This window comes from Alkalimarinus coralli, assembly GCF_023650515.1.
GTDB lineage: Bacteria > Pseudomonadota > Gammaproteobacteria > Pseudomonadales > Oleiphilaceae > Alkalimarinus > Alkalimarinus coralli.
The window spans coordinates 2,233,639-2,252,511 of sequence record NZ_CP096016.1; the positions used below are offsets into that span (position 1 = coordinate 2,233,639).

An 18,873-nucleotide genomic window follows, 5' to 3' on the forward strand; every position below is an offset into this window, starting at 1 on the left:
ATCAATTAATAAGCATTGCCAGCTAACAGGTACCGCAAACACTTGGGCACCCTAAGATTAGTATTAAGAAATTGAGAAATGGAAAATTAGCATGACTCCTGAAGAACTATTGAGTCAATTAAAAGATATACACGAGCCAGCCGCCATCGGCTTCTGGCCCCCTGCTCCTGGCTGGTGGGCACTCATTATCACAGTCGTTATTGCTATCGTTTTAGTCGCATACCTGATACGCAGGCACATTCAAAATAATGCCTGGAAGAAAGAGGCGAACAAAACCATTACCCAGGTTTCTGCACAAGTATCAACACACTCTCATCAGGAGTCTCTCTGTTTGATTAATAAACTCATCAAACGGATTGCACACCATAAACTCAACGACCCGACTATTTCGGCACTCACTGGTCAACAGTGGAAGCAGTTTCTTGAATCCTTTTTAAACGGTGATGAAACACCTAATATGTTCAACGATAAGCAACTGGCACTGCTATCAGAGGGCCAATATCAGCCAGAGGGTCAATACCGACCAGGGGCCCAATACCAACAAGGTTTTGAAAAAGATAAAAACTCTACGGCTGAAATAAAGAAGCTAATCAAAACACTGCGTCAATGGATAAAGGAGGCCTGATGTTAGAGTTTGAATGGCCTTGGCTACTACTGTTATTAGCCGCACCGTTGCTTATAAAGCCTCGAAACAATGCAACAACAGAGCAAAAACAAGCACTTCGAATCCCCTTCTTTAATCAGTTGGAGGCTGCGGGCCTAACGGGCAAAGGGGTAACAACTCCACAACGTTCAAAGCTTTTAAAACTGCTGCAACTTATCGCTTGGGTGTCATTAGTTGTCGCCGTCAGCCGCCCCCAATATGTGGGTGAGCTGGTTGAAGTCCCCCTATCAGGTCGCGATCTTATGCTGGCGGTCGACATCTCACCCAGTATGAAAGAGGAAGATATGTTGCTTAAAGGCTATCAGGTCACTCGGCTGGATGTGGTAAAGTCTGTTGTGAGCGACTTTGTAGAGCAGCGAAAAGGTGACCGGGTTGGGCTTATACTTTTTGGTTCACAACCTTATATTCAGTCACCACTCTCTTTCGACACCGTCACCGTAAATACACTGCTCCAAGAAGCCTTTTTAGGTATGGCCGGCAGGGCAACCGCCATCGGTGATGCGATTACCCTCGCAGTAAAACGGTTGAGAGAAAGACCTCAAAACAGTCGTGTACTTGTTCTGCTAACCGATGGCGCTAATACCGCCGGAGAAATTCAGCCAGAGAAAGCCGCTCAACTCGCCGCAAAGGAAAATATTAAAATCTATACCATCGGTATCGGTGCGGAGCAGATGGTTAAGCGAGGATTTCTGGGCTCAAGAACCGTTAACCCATCTAAAGATTTGGATGAAGATGCACTACAGCAAATTGCAGATACCACCGGCGGACAGTTTTTTAGAGCCCGAAATACAGGCGAGTTAGAGCTTATTTATGAAGGAATAAACCAGCTGGAACCCATTGAACAAGAAGTGAGGAGCTATCGCCCTACCCGCTCCTATTTTCACTGGCCACTTGCGCTGTCGTTTTTATCACTTATCGCAATGATCCTGATAAAGTTAGGCATGCCACAGGTTCAACGCTTACTTAATGCCCGTAGCGTAGCAAGAAAAAGCAGCCATCAAAGCACTTCATCAACCGATCAGGTGGAGGGTTAACAGATGGCTTTTTTAGACACTCTCTACCAGTTTCATTTTCTGCGCCCACTCTGGTTGCTGGTATTATTTCTAGTTCCGTTAATATTATGGTTCTCTCACAAGCGCCAGTCAGAGGTTGATTCAGACTGGAGTAAGGCCATTCCACCAGAGTTATTACAGCACCTACTGGTCGGAAACCAGTCGTCATCCGGCACCACTGACAATTGGAAATGGTTCGCTATTATAATTGCATTGTTGGCTTTAGGACTTGCCGGGCCAAGTTGGCAGAAAAAGCCTCAACCCCTGCATCAGCAAAGCGATAACCTAGCGATTGTGCTGGACTTATCGCTCTCAATGTTAGCATCCGACCAAAAACCCAACCGCCTTACTCGTGCTAAACATAAGCTTCAAGACTTATTAGAGCAGAGAAAAGAAGGCAATACCGCACTGATCGTCTACTCCGGGGATAGTTACGTCGTTACACCTCTGACCGATGACACCAACACATTGAAGTCAATGTTACCACCGCTTGACCCATTCATCATGCCTGCGATGGGCAGTCGCCCTGAACTCGCTATTGAACAAGCCATCGATGTATTAAAAAATGGCGGCGCAACTAACGGAAAAATACTACTGATAACTGACGGCATAGAGCCGGATAACCTGCAACAAATTAGCGAGCGGCTCAGCAATACCTCATACCCTCTTTCTGTGTTAGCAGTAGGTACCGAACAGGGTGGGCCTATTAATATACCTGAGCGAGGTTACCTAAAAGACAAAGGGAGCGTTATTATTCCCAAAACCGACTTTGACCTGCTAGAGCAATTGGCCTCTAATCACTCAGGCGTTATGGAGCCCATTCAATTGGACGATTCCGATATTGAATCATTAAAGGCGGTCATGTCAGTAGACACAAATTCGAAAAACTCAAATAACCTTGCTGATACTGAGGCAGAGAATAGCCTTTATGATCAATGGCATGATGAAGGGTATTGGTTCGCGCTTATTCTGATACCTATTGTGCTGTTGGGCTACAAAAGAGGGGCGTTCTCACTGGTATTGCTACTCTCTTTTACCCTTCAGCCCAAGGATGCCATGGCCTTTGAATGGAAAGATCTATGGAAAACCCCTGATCAACAGGCCATGGAGATAGTGGAAAATAACCCGGCTAAAGCGGCTGAGCTATTTGAAGACCCCCAGTGGAAAGGCACAGCCCAGTACAAAGCGAAGCAGTACGAAGAGGCGCAGCAATCATTTGAAACAGCCACCACAACGACCGCACTCTATAACCAGGCAACTGCATTAGCTCAGCAGCAGAAGTTCCAGGAAGCAATTGAAGCCTACGAAGAGGTTTTGCAGCAAGACCCTGACTTTGAGGATGCGGCCACCAACAAAGCGCTGATTGAAAAGTTTCTTGAGGAGCAACAATCTCAGGAACAGCAGTCCCAAGATCAATCGTCTGACCAGTCTGAGTCAAGCGATTCTGATTCTAAAGACCAGCAGCAGTCGGACGGCCAGCAAGGCGACTCTCAAGATCAAGAGCAAAGCCAAGACCAAAGCCAAGATCAACAGGCTTCTCAAAATAATGAATCATCAGGGGGTCAGCAACAAGATCAACAACAGGGCCAGTCTCAGCAGTCTGATCAAGCATCGTCTGACCAAACGCAGCCAGATCAAGATCAAGCAGAACAGCAGCAGGCCGACAACAAGCAATCAGAGCAAGAGCAGTCTGAAAAGCAGGAGCAACAACAAGCACAAGGGGCTGAAAAAACCGATAAAGACTCAAAAGCTGAGCAAAACCCGCAGCAAGCACAAGCGAGCGAGCAGGATCAGTTAACAGACGAAGAGACTCAAGCATTCGAACAATGGATGAGGCGTGTACCCGATGACCCAGGCGGTCTCCTGAGACGCAAGTTTGCTCAACAATACCAACAAAAACGAGGTCGACAGAGTCAACAAGAGGGACAACCCATATGGTAAGTTATTTTCTAGCTAATACATTTTCCAGTGCGGCTGGCCGATTTTCACGAGCAGGTGTTGCCGTACTGCTTACACTTGTCTGCCTTGGTATATCAACACCGCTATTTGCCGCTGATTCAGATGAGCTTCATGCCAGTGTTGACCGAACACAAATTCACCAGAACGAAACGGTTGAGCTTACCATTATCGGTCAGCTTGAACTGGAGTTGAACTTCAGTAACCTGTTTAACCTAAGAAATATGGAGCTACCCGCCCCCGATCTCGGCACACTTGAAAACGATTTCGAAATTATTGACCAACAACAGAAGTACAATATTCAATCCATTAACGGTACTCATAACGCAACCATTACCTGGGTCTATACCCTATCGCCTAAAAGTGCTGGGGCGCTAACAATCCCCTCTATTAAACATGCTGATAAAGCCTCTCAGCCCATTGGCATTAAGGTATTAAAAGGCAAAGCCAGCCCGGATGATGGCCGCCCTCCCTTAGTTTTTATGGAGGCTGAGGTCGATAAACAGGAAGCCTACGTACAAGAACAGATCATCTACACATTGCGGCTTTATTATGCCGATAACCTTGTTTCGGGCGATTTAAGTAACCCCGAATTGGATGACGCAATCATCGAGCAAGTCGGCGATCAGAAAAAGTATTATCGCATGCGCTACAACCAACGCTACGAAGTGATAGAGCGCAAGTTTCTGATCTTCCCACAGAAAAGTGGTGAACTCGCCATTGCACCTCAAACATTCAGCGGAACTATTATTGATAGTCGGCTACGTAAAAGAAAGCATATTCGTGACAGTAGTGATGCCATTAATGTCAATGTTCGTCCACCTGCTTCAGAGTTTACGGGGCAAGTCTGGTTGCCTGCAATCAGTCTTAATCTGACAGAGAAGTGGGATAAACCGCTTGAAAACGTTTCCGTCGGAGACTCCTTCACACGCACTATTTCGATACAAACGCTAGGTCTGTTAGGCTCCGCTCTACCGCCTTTGAACATAAGCGATAATCACGGTTTCAAACAGTATCCCGACCAACCTGAAACAGAGTCACTGGAACACCAGGCAGGGGTCGAATCGAGCCGAACAGAGTCCATCGCCATGGTTGCTGTTAAAGCAGGCAAGGTGACACTACCTGAGATAAAAATCCCTTGGTGGGATACCGTTAACCAAGTTGAGCGTGTCGCCGTTATTCCCGCTCGTGAGTTAACAATAGCCTCAGGCAATGGCGCGCCTCCCGTTAGCGAAGAGCAGAGCTATTCTGAGCCAGCCGAAACAAGCCCTGTTGCTCCAGAAGCAAGCCCTTCTGAGTCCGGCAGTAACAACGCAGCCACTGCTGATAAAGCGGTTGATGAGTCAGGCAATGGTGCTCTCTACGTCATTATTGCTTTATTAATTTCGGGCTGGGCCATAACAACAGTCATTTTGCTGAAGAGGAAAAACACCGTTCGAGTGGAACAAGAAGTAAGTTCACCAATAATGGCAAACTCTTCAAGTGAAGAAGCTGCATTTGAAAAGCTATCGGGAAGCATTCGCCAAAAATCACCAGATATGCTCGGGGATCTTGTTCAGTGGGCAAAAATAAAATGGCCAGAGGCAACGATTAACAGTGTTGCAGACGTTGAAAGGCTATTAGATGACGAAACTCTTTCTGCGTTGATATCCAAGGCAGAGAGCGCCTTTTATTCACCCGCCACACCTGACACCCCATCCAGTAACTGGGATAACGATGCGCTTCTCAAATGTTTAAACGAAATTCGAAAAAAAGATAGAGGTCCATCAGAGCAAGTACTACCGAACTTTTATCCATAAAACGGGCAAAAAAAAGCGACCTACAATGGTCGCCTTTTTAATAAAACTAAATAACTTACAAGTAGACCTTTGCACGACGTTACGAGCGAAGCAAAGACAAGGCAAAAAATGAAGAAAAAGCGCAGTTTATGAGTAATAAATGAGCATTTTGAGTCATTTTTTAACGCTGTATTTGTAAGCGCAGTAGTAGTGCAAAGGTCTCACAAGGTCATTGATCGACTTAAACATTAATCACTTCGATCATGACTGTCTTGATAACAAAGCCCATCACACCAAGGCCTAAAGCACCAAACAAAGCCATTGTGCCAAACTTTCCGGCCTCTGAGCGTTTTGCCAGATCCCAAACGATATAGCCCATGTAGCAAATCAACGCAGTAATTAACACCGTTAATGAAATTGATTCAAATTGCGCTACTGACATAACACTCTCCCCTGTCTGTACTAGATAAAAATAATACCCAACTTAATTTGTCGGACATTATAGGGATCGAGCTAAATAAGTAAACTGAATTTACAACATTTGACTTATATCAATGCGATATATAAACCTAACATTGTCGTTTCTAGTCGCAGCTACAACCAAACCTCCCTGTAGCCTTGATGCAGCGAAACGGAATCAGGGTTAGCTTAGGGCTTCAATCACCCTCCCTTGATTCCAGTCGAACCTCCTTTCATCACGGCAACAACCAAAGCTCCCTGTAGCCTTGATGCAGCGAAGCGAAATCAGAATTAGTTTGAGAGCTTCAATCACTCTTCCTTGATTCCAGTCGTGCCTCCTTTCATCACGGCTACAACCAAAGCTCCCTGTAGCCTTGATGCAGCGAAGAGGCTGTGAAAGTATCCATAGGCTCCCCGCTGTATAATATCGTCGCCTAACGACTTCGAAGATATAAGAAAATGGGAAGACAATACAAGAAAACACACTCCCGCGATCAAGGGGATTTGTTTCCGAGCCATATGGATGACTACGTGCATGAGAGGCATCCCATCAGAGCCCTTGATGCCTATGTTGAATGTTTAGACTTAGGAAAGCTCGGCTATCAACATACCTTAGAAAACAAGGTTAATAGCGGGCAGCCTGCCTACCCTCCCGGTGCGTTACTCAAGCTTTACCTCTACGGATATCTAAACCGCATTAAGTCGAGTCGTCGGTTGGAACAAGAGTGCCACCGTAATATAGAGGTGATGTGGTTAGTTCAAGGGCTTAAGCCAAGCTATAAGACGATCGCTAATTTTCGCAGCCAAAACCGGCGTGCGATTCGGGAGACTCATAAAGAGTTTATTTTATTCTGCAAGAAACTTTCGTTGTTTGGAGGCCAGTGCATTGCTATTGACGGCAGTTTCTTTAAAGGAAGCGCGAGCCGCAAGAGCTTTACGACCACCACAGGTCTCAAGAAGAAGCTCAAAAAGCTAGAGGCGCATATCGAGCAATGGCAGAACGAGCTAGATCAGCAAGATGCGCAGGAAAAGGAAGAAGAAAACAAGCCCAGTGATATTGAACTGGAAAAAGTGCTTCAGCAACTCGAAGACTGGAAAAAAGAAAAACAAGATAAAGAGAGCGAATTAAAAAGGTTAGAAAAATCTAAAAAAACACAAGAGAGCAGTACAGACAAAGATGCCCGTTTACTGAACAAAGGAACTCAAAAGGTATCCGGCTACAGCGTACAGATAGCAGTAGATAACAAGCATCACTTGATCGTTTGCGAAGAAGTCACAACGGAGCCAAACGACCTTAAACAATTGCACCCAATGTCGCTAAAAGCAAAGAAAATACTGAATTCAGATGAGTTAGAAGTGCTTGCTGATGCGGGCTATTACAGCGGGGCGCATATTGCTAAGTGTGTAAAAGATAAGATAACACCTTATGTTCCCAAGCCTAAAACGGGGGGTAAAGGGAAAAAGGGAAGGTACACAAAAGACCAGTTCATATATGATGCGAGGAAAAATCATTATGTGTGCCCTGCAGGAGAGTCATTAAACCAACGAGGGTCGCCCCGCACACAGAACGGACAAGTATTTCATCGCTTCAGTGCATCAGAAACAGTCTGTAAAAGCTGCCCCCAAAAAGCAAGCTGTCTTGGGGAGAAAATACCTTGCCGAGTCGTGTGGCGAAGTGAGAATGCAGACCTGCTCACAGCTCATCAAGAACGAATGAAGGTAAGCAAAGGAAAAATGCGCGAGCGAAGTACACTCGTTGAGCACCCATTTGGCACGATGAAATCTAGAGCAGGTTGGAGCCACTTCCTGCTAAGAGGCCAAGAGAAGGTAGCGGCTGAGTTTAGTTTAATGGCGTTATGTTATAATCTCACACGTGCACTTAATGTGTTGGGGTTCGACAGGCTCCTTGAGGAGATAAAAAATAAAGCTCTGTTTCGCCTTAATAGAAGGAGCCCAGAGCTATATTTAAAGGCCTATAAGTATTACCTGTTTCTACAGACAATAATTATAAAGGCCGTTGTAATGACGCCAGATTCGCTTCGAGTTCGTTTTGAAGTCAAAGAATCTCTTGCTTGTTAATACTTTCACAGCCTCGAAGCGGAATCAGGGTTAGCTTAGGGCTTCAATCCCCCTTCCTTGATTCCAGTCGCGCCTCCTTTCATCACGGCTACAACCAAACCTCCCTGTAGCCTAGATGCAGCGGAACGGAATCAGGGTTAGTTTAGAACGTTAAGCATTCTCAATATTACGTGTGAACACCCACTCATCGCCTTTCGACAGCTCAGGGTTGAAACCGTAACCCTCTGAATCAAAAGCTTTAAGGCCTTCTACATCCTTTATCTTGTTTTTAATGATATAAGCAGACATTAGTCCTCTTGCCTTCTTTGCATAAAAGCTAATCATCTTATACTGGCCATTTTTCATATCTTTGAACACTGGGGTAATCATTCTTGCCGACAGTGACTTCGCCTTTACTGACTTAAAATATTCGTTTGAAGCCAGGTTAATCAATACATTGTCGTCTGCTTCAAGCTCATTGTTCAAACTTTCCGTCAGCGTGGTTCCCCAAAAATGATAAAGGTTAGCACCGCGCTCATTTTTAAACTTAGTCCCCATTTCCAAACGGTATGGCTGAATCAAATCAAGGGGCTTAAGCACACCATAAAGGCCGGACAAAATTCTCAAGTGAGATTGCGCAAATTCAAAATCATCTTCAGTGAAGGTTTCAGCATCTAACCCGGTATAAACATCACCTTTAAACGCTAATACGGCTTGTTTAGCATTCTCGGGCGTAAAAGGTAGCTGCCATGTTTGAAAACGCTCCGCATTTAGCTCTCCCAGCTTCGGGCTAATGCTCATTAACGTGGATATATCATGAGGTTCCAGTAGCTTTAACGCTTCAACCAGTTCGCAAGAGTCATCCAGGAATCCAGGCGTAGTATGCCGTTCAGTGACTGGTGGGGTTTCAAAATCAAGTGTTTTGGCAGGTGAAATAACAATAATCATGATGGTCCTGGTTCAAGGTTCAAGCAAAGCAAGAACGTCTTCCGGTCCAAAGGGCCAGCCGACTTCTTTGCCATTTTGAGGGTTCTTTAATACCGGAATTCTGACACCGTATTGCTCTAATAAACCGTCATCATAAGCAATATCGATTTCATCAAGCATACAGGATTGGCCCTGCAAGGCAACCTGCAGCACTTCAATGGCCTTTTCGCAGAGGTGGCACCCTGTTGTGCTGTATAGAATAAGTTCAATCAAGTAGTTATCTACCATGGCTAACCATTAAAGAAATGAGAGTCTATAGCAATCTTTGAAAAGATTCCAAATCAGTCTTGGCACCCCCAATAACATCCTTCATAATCGACGACCCGTTTTTTTGAACAAACCCTTTTTACACAACGTACTCACTGAGCATTTATTGCTCAATATTTTCTAAAATCATTTTTTACGAGACCTTTGCACGACGTTATGAGCGAAGCAAAGACAAGGCAAAAAATGACGAAAAAGCGCAGTGTATATGTAATATTATATGAGCATTTTGAGTTATTTTTTAACGCTGTATTTGTAAGCGCAGTAGTCGTGCAAAAGTCTCTTTACAATTAATCGGATACAAAAATAAACTATGTGGTTTAAAAATATAATCGCCTATCGTTTCACAAAGCCGTTTACACTTTCTGATACAGAGCTTGAACAAAAGCTTGAAGAAAGCCCTTTTACCCCCTGCGGCCCGACTGAAGTTTCCCGCCAGGGTTGGGTTTCTCCTTTAGGCAGGCACGGCCAGCAGTTGGTTCATGTGACTAACGGCCACTGGATGATCTGCCTTAAACGTGAAGATCGACTCATCCCCTCTACGGTTGTAAAAGAAGCTGTTGCAGAAAAAGTCGCTGAGATTGAAGAAACTCAGATGCGCAAAGTGACCAAAAAAGAAAAAGATGAGCTGAAGGAGCAGATCACCCACGAGCTTCTTCCAAGAGCCTTCACCCGCTCAAAACTTACCTATGCTTATCTCTCACCCAAAGATGGCTTTCTTATCGTAAACGCATCATCTGCAAAAGCCGCAGACGATATTACCAGTTACCTGCGCAAAACCATTGGATCACTACCTATTCGTATACCATCGGTTAATCAAGCCCCGTCATCCGTTATGACCAGCTGGCTGACAAAAGACGCATTAATGCCGACAGGGTTTGAGGCTGATGAAGAGTGCGAGCTGCGTGATCCAGGCGAAGAAGGAGGCGTTGTGCGTTGCAAAGGCGTTGAACTTGACGGCGAAGAAATCGGCACTCACCTGGAAGCAGGCAAGCAGGTATTTAAACTGGCGATGACCTGGGAAGAGAATATTTCATTTATTATGAATGAAGATCTATCAATCAAACGCCTAAAGTTTGGTGATGTGATGCAGGAACAACTCGATGACTCAGGCGCAGAGGATGCGGCCAGTAAATTCGATGCCAGTTTTGCCATTATGTCGATGGAGTTTGCCAAATTGCTCCCCGCTATATTAGAAGCGTTTGGTGGCGAAGATAAGTCCGCTATTATTGAGGGATAAGCTGTAACAGCTCGGACTTGAGTCGCAGTTTCAAAGTAAATTTAGACATAACCTGGCAAGCCCGCTTCGGCCTGATTGGTTACATTATAAAGCCTTATTTTTTAGCCAATTATGGCTTAAGCAGACGAACAGTATAGGGTGCGACTGCGCACCCTATCACTCCCCCTCGCATGTGCCAGACATGTTGCACCATGCAATAAAATCGACAGATATAGGTTTATAAATACCTGCCCCCCTTCTGCCTGCCACCCTTTATTGATTCCGCTTGTTTGTTCATTTTCACCTTGCTATTGATTAACATTCGACACTATACTGTACATATAAACAGTATTTTTTAATTAGAAATTATGAGTGACTTAATCGATTTATTAGCGCGAAAACAATTAGTCTGGAAGGGCCATCAAACACAACCAAAGCAGAATACGCAGTCGTGTGGGTACCCAATACTTGATGAAAAGCTGGCAGGTGGTTTTCCGGCAACAGGCGTTGTCAATATTCGTAGTCCATTAGGGATTGGCGAGCTACGAGTTCTTATGGGCACACTATCAACACAGTCACGTTTACTGGTATTTATAAATCCACCAGGCTCAATATGTGCTGAATTCTTTTACCATCAGGGTTATGACTTAAAGAAGTTATTAATCATTAACTCCCGCCGTAAAAATGAAGCCCTATGGGCGGCTGAACAGTGCCTCAAAAGCGGCGCTTGCGGGGCTGTTCTTTTATGGCAAAACGTGCAGGAAATACATCAAATAAAGCGGTTCCAAATGGCTTGTGAAGAAGGAGACTGCGTGCAATTCATCATGAGCCCGCCGACTCAGAACATAACCTCTCTGCCAGTATCGTTGAACATGCAACTAACCCCCCATACGCAAGGCCTCGGTGTATCTATTACAAAACGAAAGGGAGGCAGGGCCATCCCTGAGTTCGCGTTAGATATGTCTGCTGACTGGCCAGCACTCTGCTGCGGCAAAGCCAACAATGTCATTCACTTTCCAACAGCACGTCATCAAAAAATCGTGTAAGTGAGATGGCACCATGTCACTTTGGATCTACTTACATTTTCCCTCTTTGCAGCTCGATGCTCTTTACTGTGAGCCCTCTCAAGGCGTCATCATTGTTGAAGGAAGGCGTAATGAAATTGTACAACTGAATCAGGAGGCTCAGGCAAACGGAGTTAAGCGGGGTATGGGGTTAGCAACCGCCGCCTCTCTTTGTGGGAACCTGCAAGTCCTTCAGTACGACGCTTGCTGTGAGTCAGACAAATTAAAAGAGATCGCGCACGGATTATACACGGTTACCTCAGATATCAGTTTTTTTGAACCTAATGGGTTACTGCTCCACGCCAGCAATATGTTGACCCTTTATGACGGGCTTGAGAACTATTGGCGCTCTATTACTGACCAACTTGACAAACTACCCTTTAATTATACTTATTCGTCTGGTTACTCCCCTTTCGCTGCAAAAATGCTGGCACAGAAAGGAGTCAACCAAATACTGGACTCAAAGCAAGAACTGTCTGTAAAAATTAACCAGTGCCAGTTATCAGAAACAGAGTTAACAACAAAACAAGTAAGCCAATTGACTCGGGTAGGCGTAAACACGGTAAAGGACTTATTAAGCATCTCTATGGCTGATATTGCCAAACGTTTTGATAGTGATTTAGTGAACTATACAGGGCGATTAACGGGAGAGTTTCACCACACAATTAATTTTTATCACCCTCCTGAACGTTTCAATCGCTACCTTGATTTACTCTTCGACGTTGTAAACCTCTCTTTTCTGGAAAAACCGTTACTAAAATTATTGGCACAACTCGAAGATTTTTTACGCGTAAGAGATCAGTATGCCCATGAGCTCTCTTTACTATTACAGCTTAGGAATAACCAATCATGTGAGGTGAGTGCAACATCCGCTGCGGGTGAATACCGGCAGGAAATATGGCTTAAATTATTTCAATTAAAGTTTGAGTCAGTCAGGCTAAGTGACCCTGTCGTACGACTGTCTTTAAGCGTAAAACGGGTCGCAGCCAAACAAGGTGATATGGCAGATTTGTTTAGGGGAAAACAAGGAAAGCTATCCCCCCTTGAGCTGCTGTCGTTATTGCAGGCAAAGCTTGGCGAACAGAACATTCAAGGCGTGCGTATCACGGAAGACCCCCGCCCTCATATAAGCTCTCAATATTGCCAACCGATGGTCGAAACACCCGACTCTACGACTATCCCCATAGATAAAAACCTGCTCCGACCAAGTATTCTATTGCCATTCCCTAAACCACTAAGAGAGCGTATCTCTATCATTCAGGGGCCAGAAAGGCTTTCAACAGGATGGTGGGATGGGCAGGCGATCATTCGGGATTACTTTATTGCGCGTACAGAAAACGGCCGCTGGTTGTGGGTGTTTCGAACCCCCGAGCAAAAATGGTTTCTGCATGGAGTATTTAGCTAATGTCATACGCAGAGCTTTATTGCCAAAGCAACTTCTCTTTTTTGCAAGGGGCATCTCACCCGGAAGAGCTGGTGACACAAGCTAATTTTTTAGGTTATCAGGCTATTTCAATAACAGATGAGTGCTCTGTTGCCGGAGTCGTCAGAGCGTATGCAGCAATCAAGAAAAACCAACTGTCTATCAAACTCATTGTGGGGAGCTTGCTGAAACTAAATCATGAACTAAGCATTATTTTAATCTGTCCGAACCGTCAGGCGTATGCCGAGTTATGCCGACTCATTACCAATGCACGACGCCGCGCTGAAAAAGGCCATTATGTATTGGATAAGTGGGACCTGATGTCCATCAAACAGTGCTTTGTTATTTGGCTACCCAAAGGAAACAGCAGTGACGAACAATGGGCCAAGTGGCTAAAGAAATATTATAAAGACCGCAGCTGGATCGGCCTTCAAAGGCACCTAAAGCATAACGACAAGCACTACACCCAACACTGCCAATCACTGTCCCGAATATGGAATATGCCCATTACGGCTTGCGGCGGCGTGCTGATGCATTCATCTACACGCTTATCGCTTCAGCATGTGCTAACGGCCATCAGGCATGGAACCCCCGTCCATCAGGCAGGGCAGCTATTATTAGCCAATACAGAACGAACCCTTCGCTCTAAAAAGAAACTTTCCAGCCTGTTTGACCCATTATGGTTGGCAGAAAGCGTGGAGATCGCAAACCGGTGCAACTTCGACCTGGGTGAATTGCGCTACGAATACCCTCAAGAACTGGTACCCCGTGGTGAAACCGCTATGTCCTATTTACGAAAACTGGTTGAGCATGGTATTAGGAACCGGTTTCCAGAAGGCGTTTCAAGCTCAGTACAAGCAATAATCAACAAAGAGTTAACGTTAATTGAAGCGCTTAATTATCCATTCTTTTTCCTCACTATTTATGATGTGGTTATGTTCGCAAAGCAACAGGGAATTTTGTATCAGGGCCGAGGCTCTGCTGCGAACTCTGTGGTCTGCTACTGCCTGGAGATTACCTCCGTAGATCCACGGCAAATTTCCGTGCTGTTTGAGCGTTTTATCAGTAAGGAACGAGATGAGCCACCAGATATTGATGTCGATTTCGAGAACGGGCGCAGAGAAGAAGTAATCCAGTATATCTACCGTAAGTATGGTCGTGAGCGAGCGGCATTGGCGGCAACGGTCATCAGTTACCGTTTTAAAAGTGCTGTACGGGATGTCGGAAAAGCGCTCGGTATTGCAGAAGCTCAACTCGACTTCTTTATAAAAAATGTAAACCGCCGTGATCGTGACTTAGGCTGGCAGGCTCAAGTCGTGGAGTTAGGGTTAAAACCTGAGTCGCTCAAGGGGCAACAGTTTATTACGCTAGTAAATGAGATTATCGGCTTTCCAAGGCATTTATCTCAGCATGTCGGAGGTTTCGTTATCTCATCCGGGCCGCTTTACGAACTGGTTCCTGTTGAGAATGCGAGTATGGAAGAGCGCACTGTTATTCAATGGGATAAAGATGATCTGGAAAGCCTGGGGTTGCTAAAGGTCGATGTACTTGCATTGGGAATGCTGACAGCCATTCGAAAGTCATTTGACCTTATTTATAACCACTATGGCCATCGCTATTCCATTGCTGAAATAACCCGCATGCAGGATGATCCAAACGTCTACCGCATGATTCAACAGGCCGACACTATCGGTGTTTTCCAAATTGAGTCTCGTGCACAAATGAGTATGCTGCCGCGCTTAAAACCCGCCAATTACTATGATCTGGTCATTCAAATCGCCATAGTTCGGCCAGGCCCGATACAGGGCGATATGGTGCACCCTTTTCTTAAACGCAGAAATGGTGAAGAGGCGGTTTCTTACCCTTCAGAAGAGGTAAAAGAGGTGTTATCCCGCACATTAGGGGTGCCTATTTTTCAGGAGCAGGTCATTAAGCTGGCCATGGTCGCTGCGGGCTTTACCGGGGGAGAAGCAGACCAACTGCGCCGGGCAATGGCCTCATGGAAAAAAAACGGGGAATTGTTCAAATTTAAAGCAAAGTTGATCAATGGTATGTTAGAAAGAGGCTACGAACTGGACTTTGCTGAACGTATTTTTGAGCAAATTTGTGGCTTTGGAGAGTACGGTTTCCCTGAAAGCCACTCGGCATCCTTTGCCGTACTGGCTTATGTCTCTGCCTGGTTAAAATTCTACTACCCTTCGGTATTCTACACCTCCCTCCTTAACAGTTTGCCGATGGGTTTCTACAGCGCATCACAATTGGTACAAGATGCACAGCGTCACCATATTGAAGTCCTACCCGTGTGCATCAATCTCTCTAATGTCAACCACAGCCTGGCAAACAAGGCCCCCTACGCCATTCGTTTAGGGCTGCGCCAAGTCAAAGGACTCAGTGAGCAAGGGATGAATAAAATTGTTTCAGAAAGACCAAAGTCAGGCTACTCACACCTATCCCAGATCAAAAGAATTGGCTTATCACGCAGAGACATTGAACTACTGGCCTCTGCAAACGCTTTCAGAAGCTTGTCATTAAACCGTTATGCTACTCGATGGAGCTTAATGGATTCTGAAGATGAATTGCCGCTGTTTGCCTCAAGCAAGCTACAAGTTGCCTCAAGTAAATCACAAACGGGGTTAAGCAAACGGCAAACGACTTTACGAAAATGGCAGGATCAACATGAGAGATTTCACTTTCAGCCCAATGCATTTGAAAACTTGCTGGAAGATTATAGTGCAGTAGGATTAACACTGGAAACCCACCCCATTAGCTTGCTGGATAAGTCAGGAAAAGCCGGTACTTTCACCAGGGCGAGCCAATTACGAACGCTGCCTCATCAATCCTTTGTGGAAGTCATCGGCGTCGTAACCGGTAGACAATCTCCGGGTACGGCTTCAGGCGTAACATTTGTGACACTGGAAGATGATACCGGAAATATCAATGTCGTCGTTTGGGCCGGTACAGCGAGAGCACAAAAGCAGCCATTCCTTACCGCTAAAATTCTGAAAGTTAAAGGCATTCTTGAACGCGAAGGAGAGGTTGTACACGTCATTGCAGGCAAACTTATTGATATAACTGACCACCTGGGTGGTCTTCGCTCGTCGTCGAGGGACTTTCATTAGCCCATTTAAATGCTTAAGGCCCAAGCGGGGCTATATGCCACCAATAGGTGATAGTCCCAGCAGCGGGTTGATAGCAGCTATTTCAACTGCTCTTTCTGCCAGTCATCTTTTGGCACATTAAGCGGTAAGCGCAGCGCCATCACTTCTTCATCAGGATCCCACTTGGATTCAAAACCCAACTTTTCAGCAAGACTCAACATAGGCTTATTATCCGGCAGCACAGAACCAATCATCTCAACTGTACCCTTCGACCGACAATATTCAATCATTTTGTTCATTAGCGTATAACCAAGCCGCTCACCTTTGAGCTCTTCACTGACCATCACTGCGAACTCGCATTGCAAGTTATTGGCATCAGTCCAAACACGAACGGTTCCAAGCGTTTCATTTCCTGAACCATCTTCTTTAGGGACTGTAGCAACAAAAACCATCTCTCGGTCATAATCGATCTGAACCATTTGAACTAACTCTTCATGACTAAAAGATTTCCGGTAATGAAAGAACCGAAAGCGTATCGACTCAGGTGACTGCTTCAAATGAAACTCGATATGGGCGGGCTCATCCTCGCCCCTAATCGGGCGAACTTCAACACGACGTTTTGATTTTGGCAGCGTAATCCACTCTGCAAGCTCTGCCGGGTAAGGTTGAATTGACAGTTTACCCGGTAAACCCAAATCGATAGCGACATCAACTGCGACCACTCCATCCTTATTGAATAACAGAGGCAGAATCTCCAGCCCTTTAATTTCAGGTATATCAACCACAATCTGCGACAAGGTAATTAATGTTTCACATACTGCTTTGATGTCCTGAGCAGGCCGGTAGCTATACTCTTTCAACAACTGGTACATGTAGGTTTGGGAAAGCAGATCCTTAGCCAACACCATATTCAGCGGCGGCAAGGCGATTCGTCGATCTGTCATCACATTAACACTCGCCCCGGCAGCACCGCATACGACCAATGGCCCTAGTTTGGGGTCACGAGTAATCCCCAGGCTAAACCCCAGGCCTCCAATATGCTGATGCGAACGGTGCACGGAATAACCCAGAAACCCGCTATTAGGAAAGTGCTCTTTATACTGTTCAAACAGTTCGGCACAAGAACTAATAATGGTGTCCTTTTCGTTTAAGCGCCGAATCGTTGTTTTATAACGCCCTCTTCCGGTTTTTTCTTCAAGAAACGGGTGACTGCTTTTCTCATGAAGCAGCGCAATATTAATAGGGCCGCCGATTTCTTCAAAGGCTTCTATAACCTCTTCAATATCATCGCAATACCATGTTTCAACCGTCGGGACACCATAATCGGCAATCAGCTGCCTTGCCTCGCCGTTCGACAGATGGTTACGCCCATTTCGAATAGCATTCTGAACAATCTCTCTTGCATCAGAGCGGTCAACCGCATGATCACTGTACGAGGAAGGTGTTTCTTTCAGCAACCTCTGGCTTCGTTGATGGTTAACCACATGCATAAACGCTTTTACAGCTTTCTCGGGAGAGAAAAAGGTGGGAATACCCGCTTCAAAAAACGCTTCTCTGGCATCCAGTATCGTACTTTGTCCCAGCCAGCAGGTGAAAATATTGAGCCGCGCTCGCTTAGCTTTGGTAATGACGGCATCTGCAATTTGAAGGCTGTCTTCAGTCAACGAAGGGGCGTACATGACCAATACATTTGAAACACCTGGGTCTTTAGCCAAAATGTCCATCACCGCCGAATAGGTTTCAGGTGTTGCATCATAGTTGAGATCAATCGGATTTTTCCGCGTCCAGTAAGGAGGCATTAGCTCTGCAATAGCATCAATCGTTTTATCCGACAGCTCAGCCAGTTCCCCGCCCAGATTTGCAAGCCGGTCGACCGCCAATACATTTGGCCCGAGGCCGTTACTCATTATCGCCAGCGTTTCTTTTTTAACCGGCTTCATTCTGGTCAACGTTTCAAGTGCATCAAACATTTCGTCAGCACCATTAACACGAAGAATACCCGCCCGTCTAAATAGCGCATCAAAAACCGCATCCCCATTAGTAATGCCATCTGCCAACGGCACCGGTTCCCATTGTGACTCCGGCACTCTGCCGCTTTTGATGCCAATAACCAATTTGCCTCGGGAGGCTGCACGCACAGCAGAGATAAAACGGGATGGGTTAGGCACCATTTCAATATGCAGCAGTATCGCTTTGGTATGCCTATCCTGAGCGAGATAATCGATTAAGTCATCCGGGTCGATATCCATACTATCGCCCAGCGTTAGAAAGTGGGAAAAGCCAACGCCTCGACTAAACGCCCAGTCGATGACGGCACTGGCGATAGTTCCTGATTGTCCAATAAACGCTATTTTACCGGGCAGCGCGCCCATATGGAGGTATGTTGCATTAACTTTGTTGCGAGGCGCCATAATACCGATCGTATTAGGGCCTAGAATTCGGATGCCGGTTGCTTTGGCTGCATCCCGAACCGAGTACATCAGCGGTCGGCCACTTTTACTGTGGGTTCTCGATAACCCACCCGTAAGTATCATCGCGGTTTTCACACCCATTTGCCCGAGTTTTTTAATCGCGCGGGGCACAGACTCAGGCGGGGTACAGACAATAGCCAGGTCAGGGGTAAAAGGCATTTTACTGACTTTTTTAACACAGGGAATGCCATGTACATTGTCATATTCGTTTGGATTAATAACCAATAGCTGGCCAGGATACTCTGACGATAACAGATTCCTCAGGACTATTCCGCCCAGGTTCTGGGAGCGCTCCGACGCACCTAATACAACAATCGATTTGGGGTTGAATAAGGCATCAAGATGTCGAGTACTCACATTCTTCTCCTAGACAAAAGTCG

General features: G+C 45.6%; 13 protein-coding genes. 9 read left to right on the top strand and 4 right to left on the bottom strand.

From position 1 onward, the window contains the following. The first annotated feature begins 91 nt into the window (after positions 1 to 91). The 4 genes from MY523_RS09890 to MY523_RS09905 are packed head-to-tail and all read left to right on the top strand — an operon-like array spanning position 92 to position 5,471. Positions 92 to 625, top strand: coding sequence for a DUF4381 domain-containing protein (locus MY523_RS09890; protein WP_250658602.1), 534 nt, complete (start codon positions 92 to 94; stop codon positions 623 to 625). Next, positions 625 to 1,698: a vWA domain-containing protein gene (locus MY523_RS09895; protein WP_250658603.1), complete on the top strand. Its 1,074-nt coding sequence runs from the start codon at positions 625 to 627 to the stop codon at positions 1,696 to 1,698. Before MY523_RS09890 ends, MY523_RS09895 begins: the two co-directional genes overlap by 1 nt. 3 nt (positions 1,699 to 1,701) lie before the next feature. Further along, positions 1,702 to 3,657 (top strand): VWA domain-containing protein, encoded by a 1,956-nt coding sequence (locus MY523_RS09900; protein ID WP_250658604.1) that lies wholly within the window; start codon positions 1,702 to 1,704, stop codon positions 3,655 to 3,657. After that, the gene (locus tag MY523_RS09905; RefSeq protein ID WP_250658605.1) at positions 3,651 to 5,471 is read left to right on the top strand and encodes a BatD family protein; all 1,821 of its coding nucleotides are present in this window, start codon (positions 3,651 to 3,653) and stop codon (positions 5,469 to 5,471) included. Before MY523_RS09900 ends, MY523_RS09905 begins: the two co-directional genes overlap by 7 nt. A gap of 220 nt (positions 5,472 to 5,691) precedes the next feature. Here the strand turns inward: MY523_RS09905 and MY523_RS09910 are convergent, their stop codons facing one another. Continuing rightward, positions 5,692 to 5,892, bottom strand: coding sequence for a DUF2788 domain-containing protein (locus tag MY523_RS09910; RefSeq protein ID WP_250658606.1), 201 nt, complete (start codon positions 5,890 to 5,892; stop codon positions 5,692 to 5,694). Between the two features lie 476 nt (positions 5,893 to 6,368). On the opposite strand from MY523_RS09910, the gene MY523_RS09915 reads away from it, so the two are divergent. Then, the gene (locus MY523_RS09915; protein ID WP_250655547.1) at positions 6,369 to 7,988 is read left to right on the top strand and encodes an IS1182 family transposase; all 1,620 of its coding nucleotides are present in this window, start codon (positions 6,369 to 6,371) and stop codon (positions 7,986 to 7,988) included. 150 nt (positions 7,989 to 8,138) lie between these two features. On the opposite strand, the gene yaaA is transcribed toward MY523_RS09915, so the two are convergent. Both yaaA and MY523_RS09925 read right to left on the bottom strand, forming a co-directional pair. After that, on the bottom strand, positions 8,139 to 8,915 hold the full coding sequence (gene yaaA, locus MY523_RS09920) for a peroxide stress protein YaaA (RefSeq protein ID WP_250658607.1): 777 nt from the start codon (positions 8,913 to 8,915) through the stop codon (positions 8,139 to 8,141). A 12-nt stretch (positions 8,916 to 8,927) separates the two neighbouring features. Then, the gene (locus MY523_RS09925; protein ID WP_250658608.1) at positions 8,928 to 9,182 is read right to left on the bottom strand and encodes a glutaredoxin family protein; all 255 of its coding nucleotides are present in this window, start codon (positions 9,180 to 9,182) and stop codon (positions 8,928 to 8,930) included. Positions 9,183 to 9,531: 349 nt separating this feature from the next. Here MY523_RS09925 and rdgC point away from each other — a divergent pair, with 349 nt between their 5' ends. From rdgC to MY523_RS09945, 4 genes are all read left to right on the top strand, one after another. Continuing rightward, the gene (rdgC, locus tag MY523_RS09930) at positions 9,532 to 10,458 is read left to right on the top strand and encodes a recombination-associated protein RdgC (RefSeq protein ID WP_250658609.1); all 927 of its coding nucleotides are present in this window, start codon (positions 9,532 to 9,534) and stop codon (positions 10,456 to 10,458) included. 347 nt (positions 10,459 to 10,805) lie between these two features. Beyond that, the gene (imuA, locus tag MY523_RS09935; RefSeq protein WP_250658610.1) at positions 10,806 to 11,483 is read left to right on the top strand and encodes a translesion DNA synthesis-associated protein ImuA; all 678 of its coding nucleotides are present in this window, start codon (positions 10,806 to 10,808) and stop codon (positions 11,481 to 11,483) included. 13 nt (positions 11,484 to 11,496) lie between these two features. Beyond that, complete coding sequence (locus MY523_RS09940) at positions 11,497 to 12,906, top strand: Y-family DNA polymerase (protein WP_250658611.1); 1,410 nt, start codon at positions 11,497 to 11,499, stop codon at positions 12,904 to 12,906. Continuing rightward, the gene (locus MY523_RS09945; RefSeq protein ID WP_250658612.1) at positions 12,906 to 16,043 is read left to right on the top strand and encodes an error-prone DNA polymerase; all 3,138 of its coding nucleotides are present in this window, start codon (positions 12,906 to 12,908) and stop codon (positions 16,041 to 16,043) included. The genes MY523_RS09940 and MY523_RS09945 overlap by 1 nt, the downstream gene beginning before the upstream one ends. Before the next feature lie 77 nt (positions 16,044 to 16,120). Here MY523_RS09945 and MY523_RS09950 read toward each other — a convergent pair whose 3' ends face one another. Continuing rightward, a complete protein-coding gene (locus tag MY523_RS09950) occupies positions 16,121 to 18,850 on the bottom strand; it encodes a bifunctional acetate--CoA ligase family protein/GNAT family N-acetyltransferase (protein ID WP_250658613.1) in 2,730 nt (909 codons plus the stop codon). Positions 18,851 to 18,873: the final 23 nt, after the last annotated feature.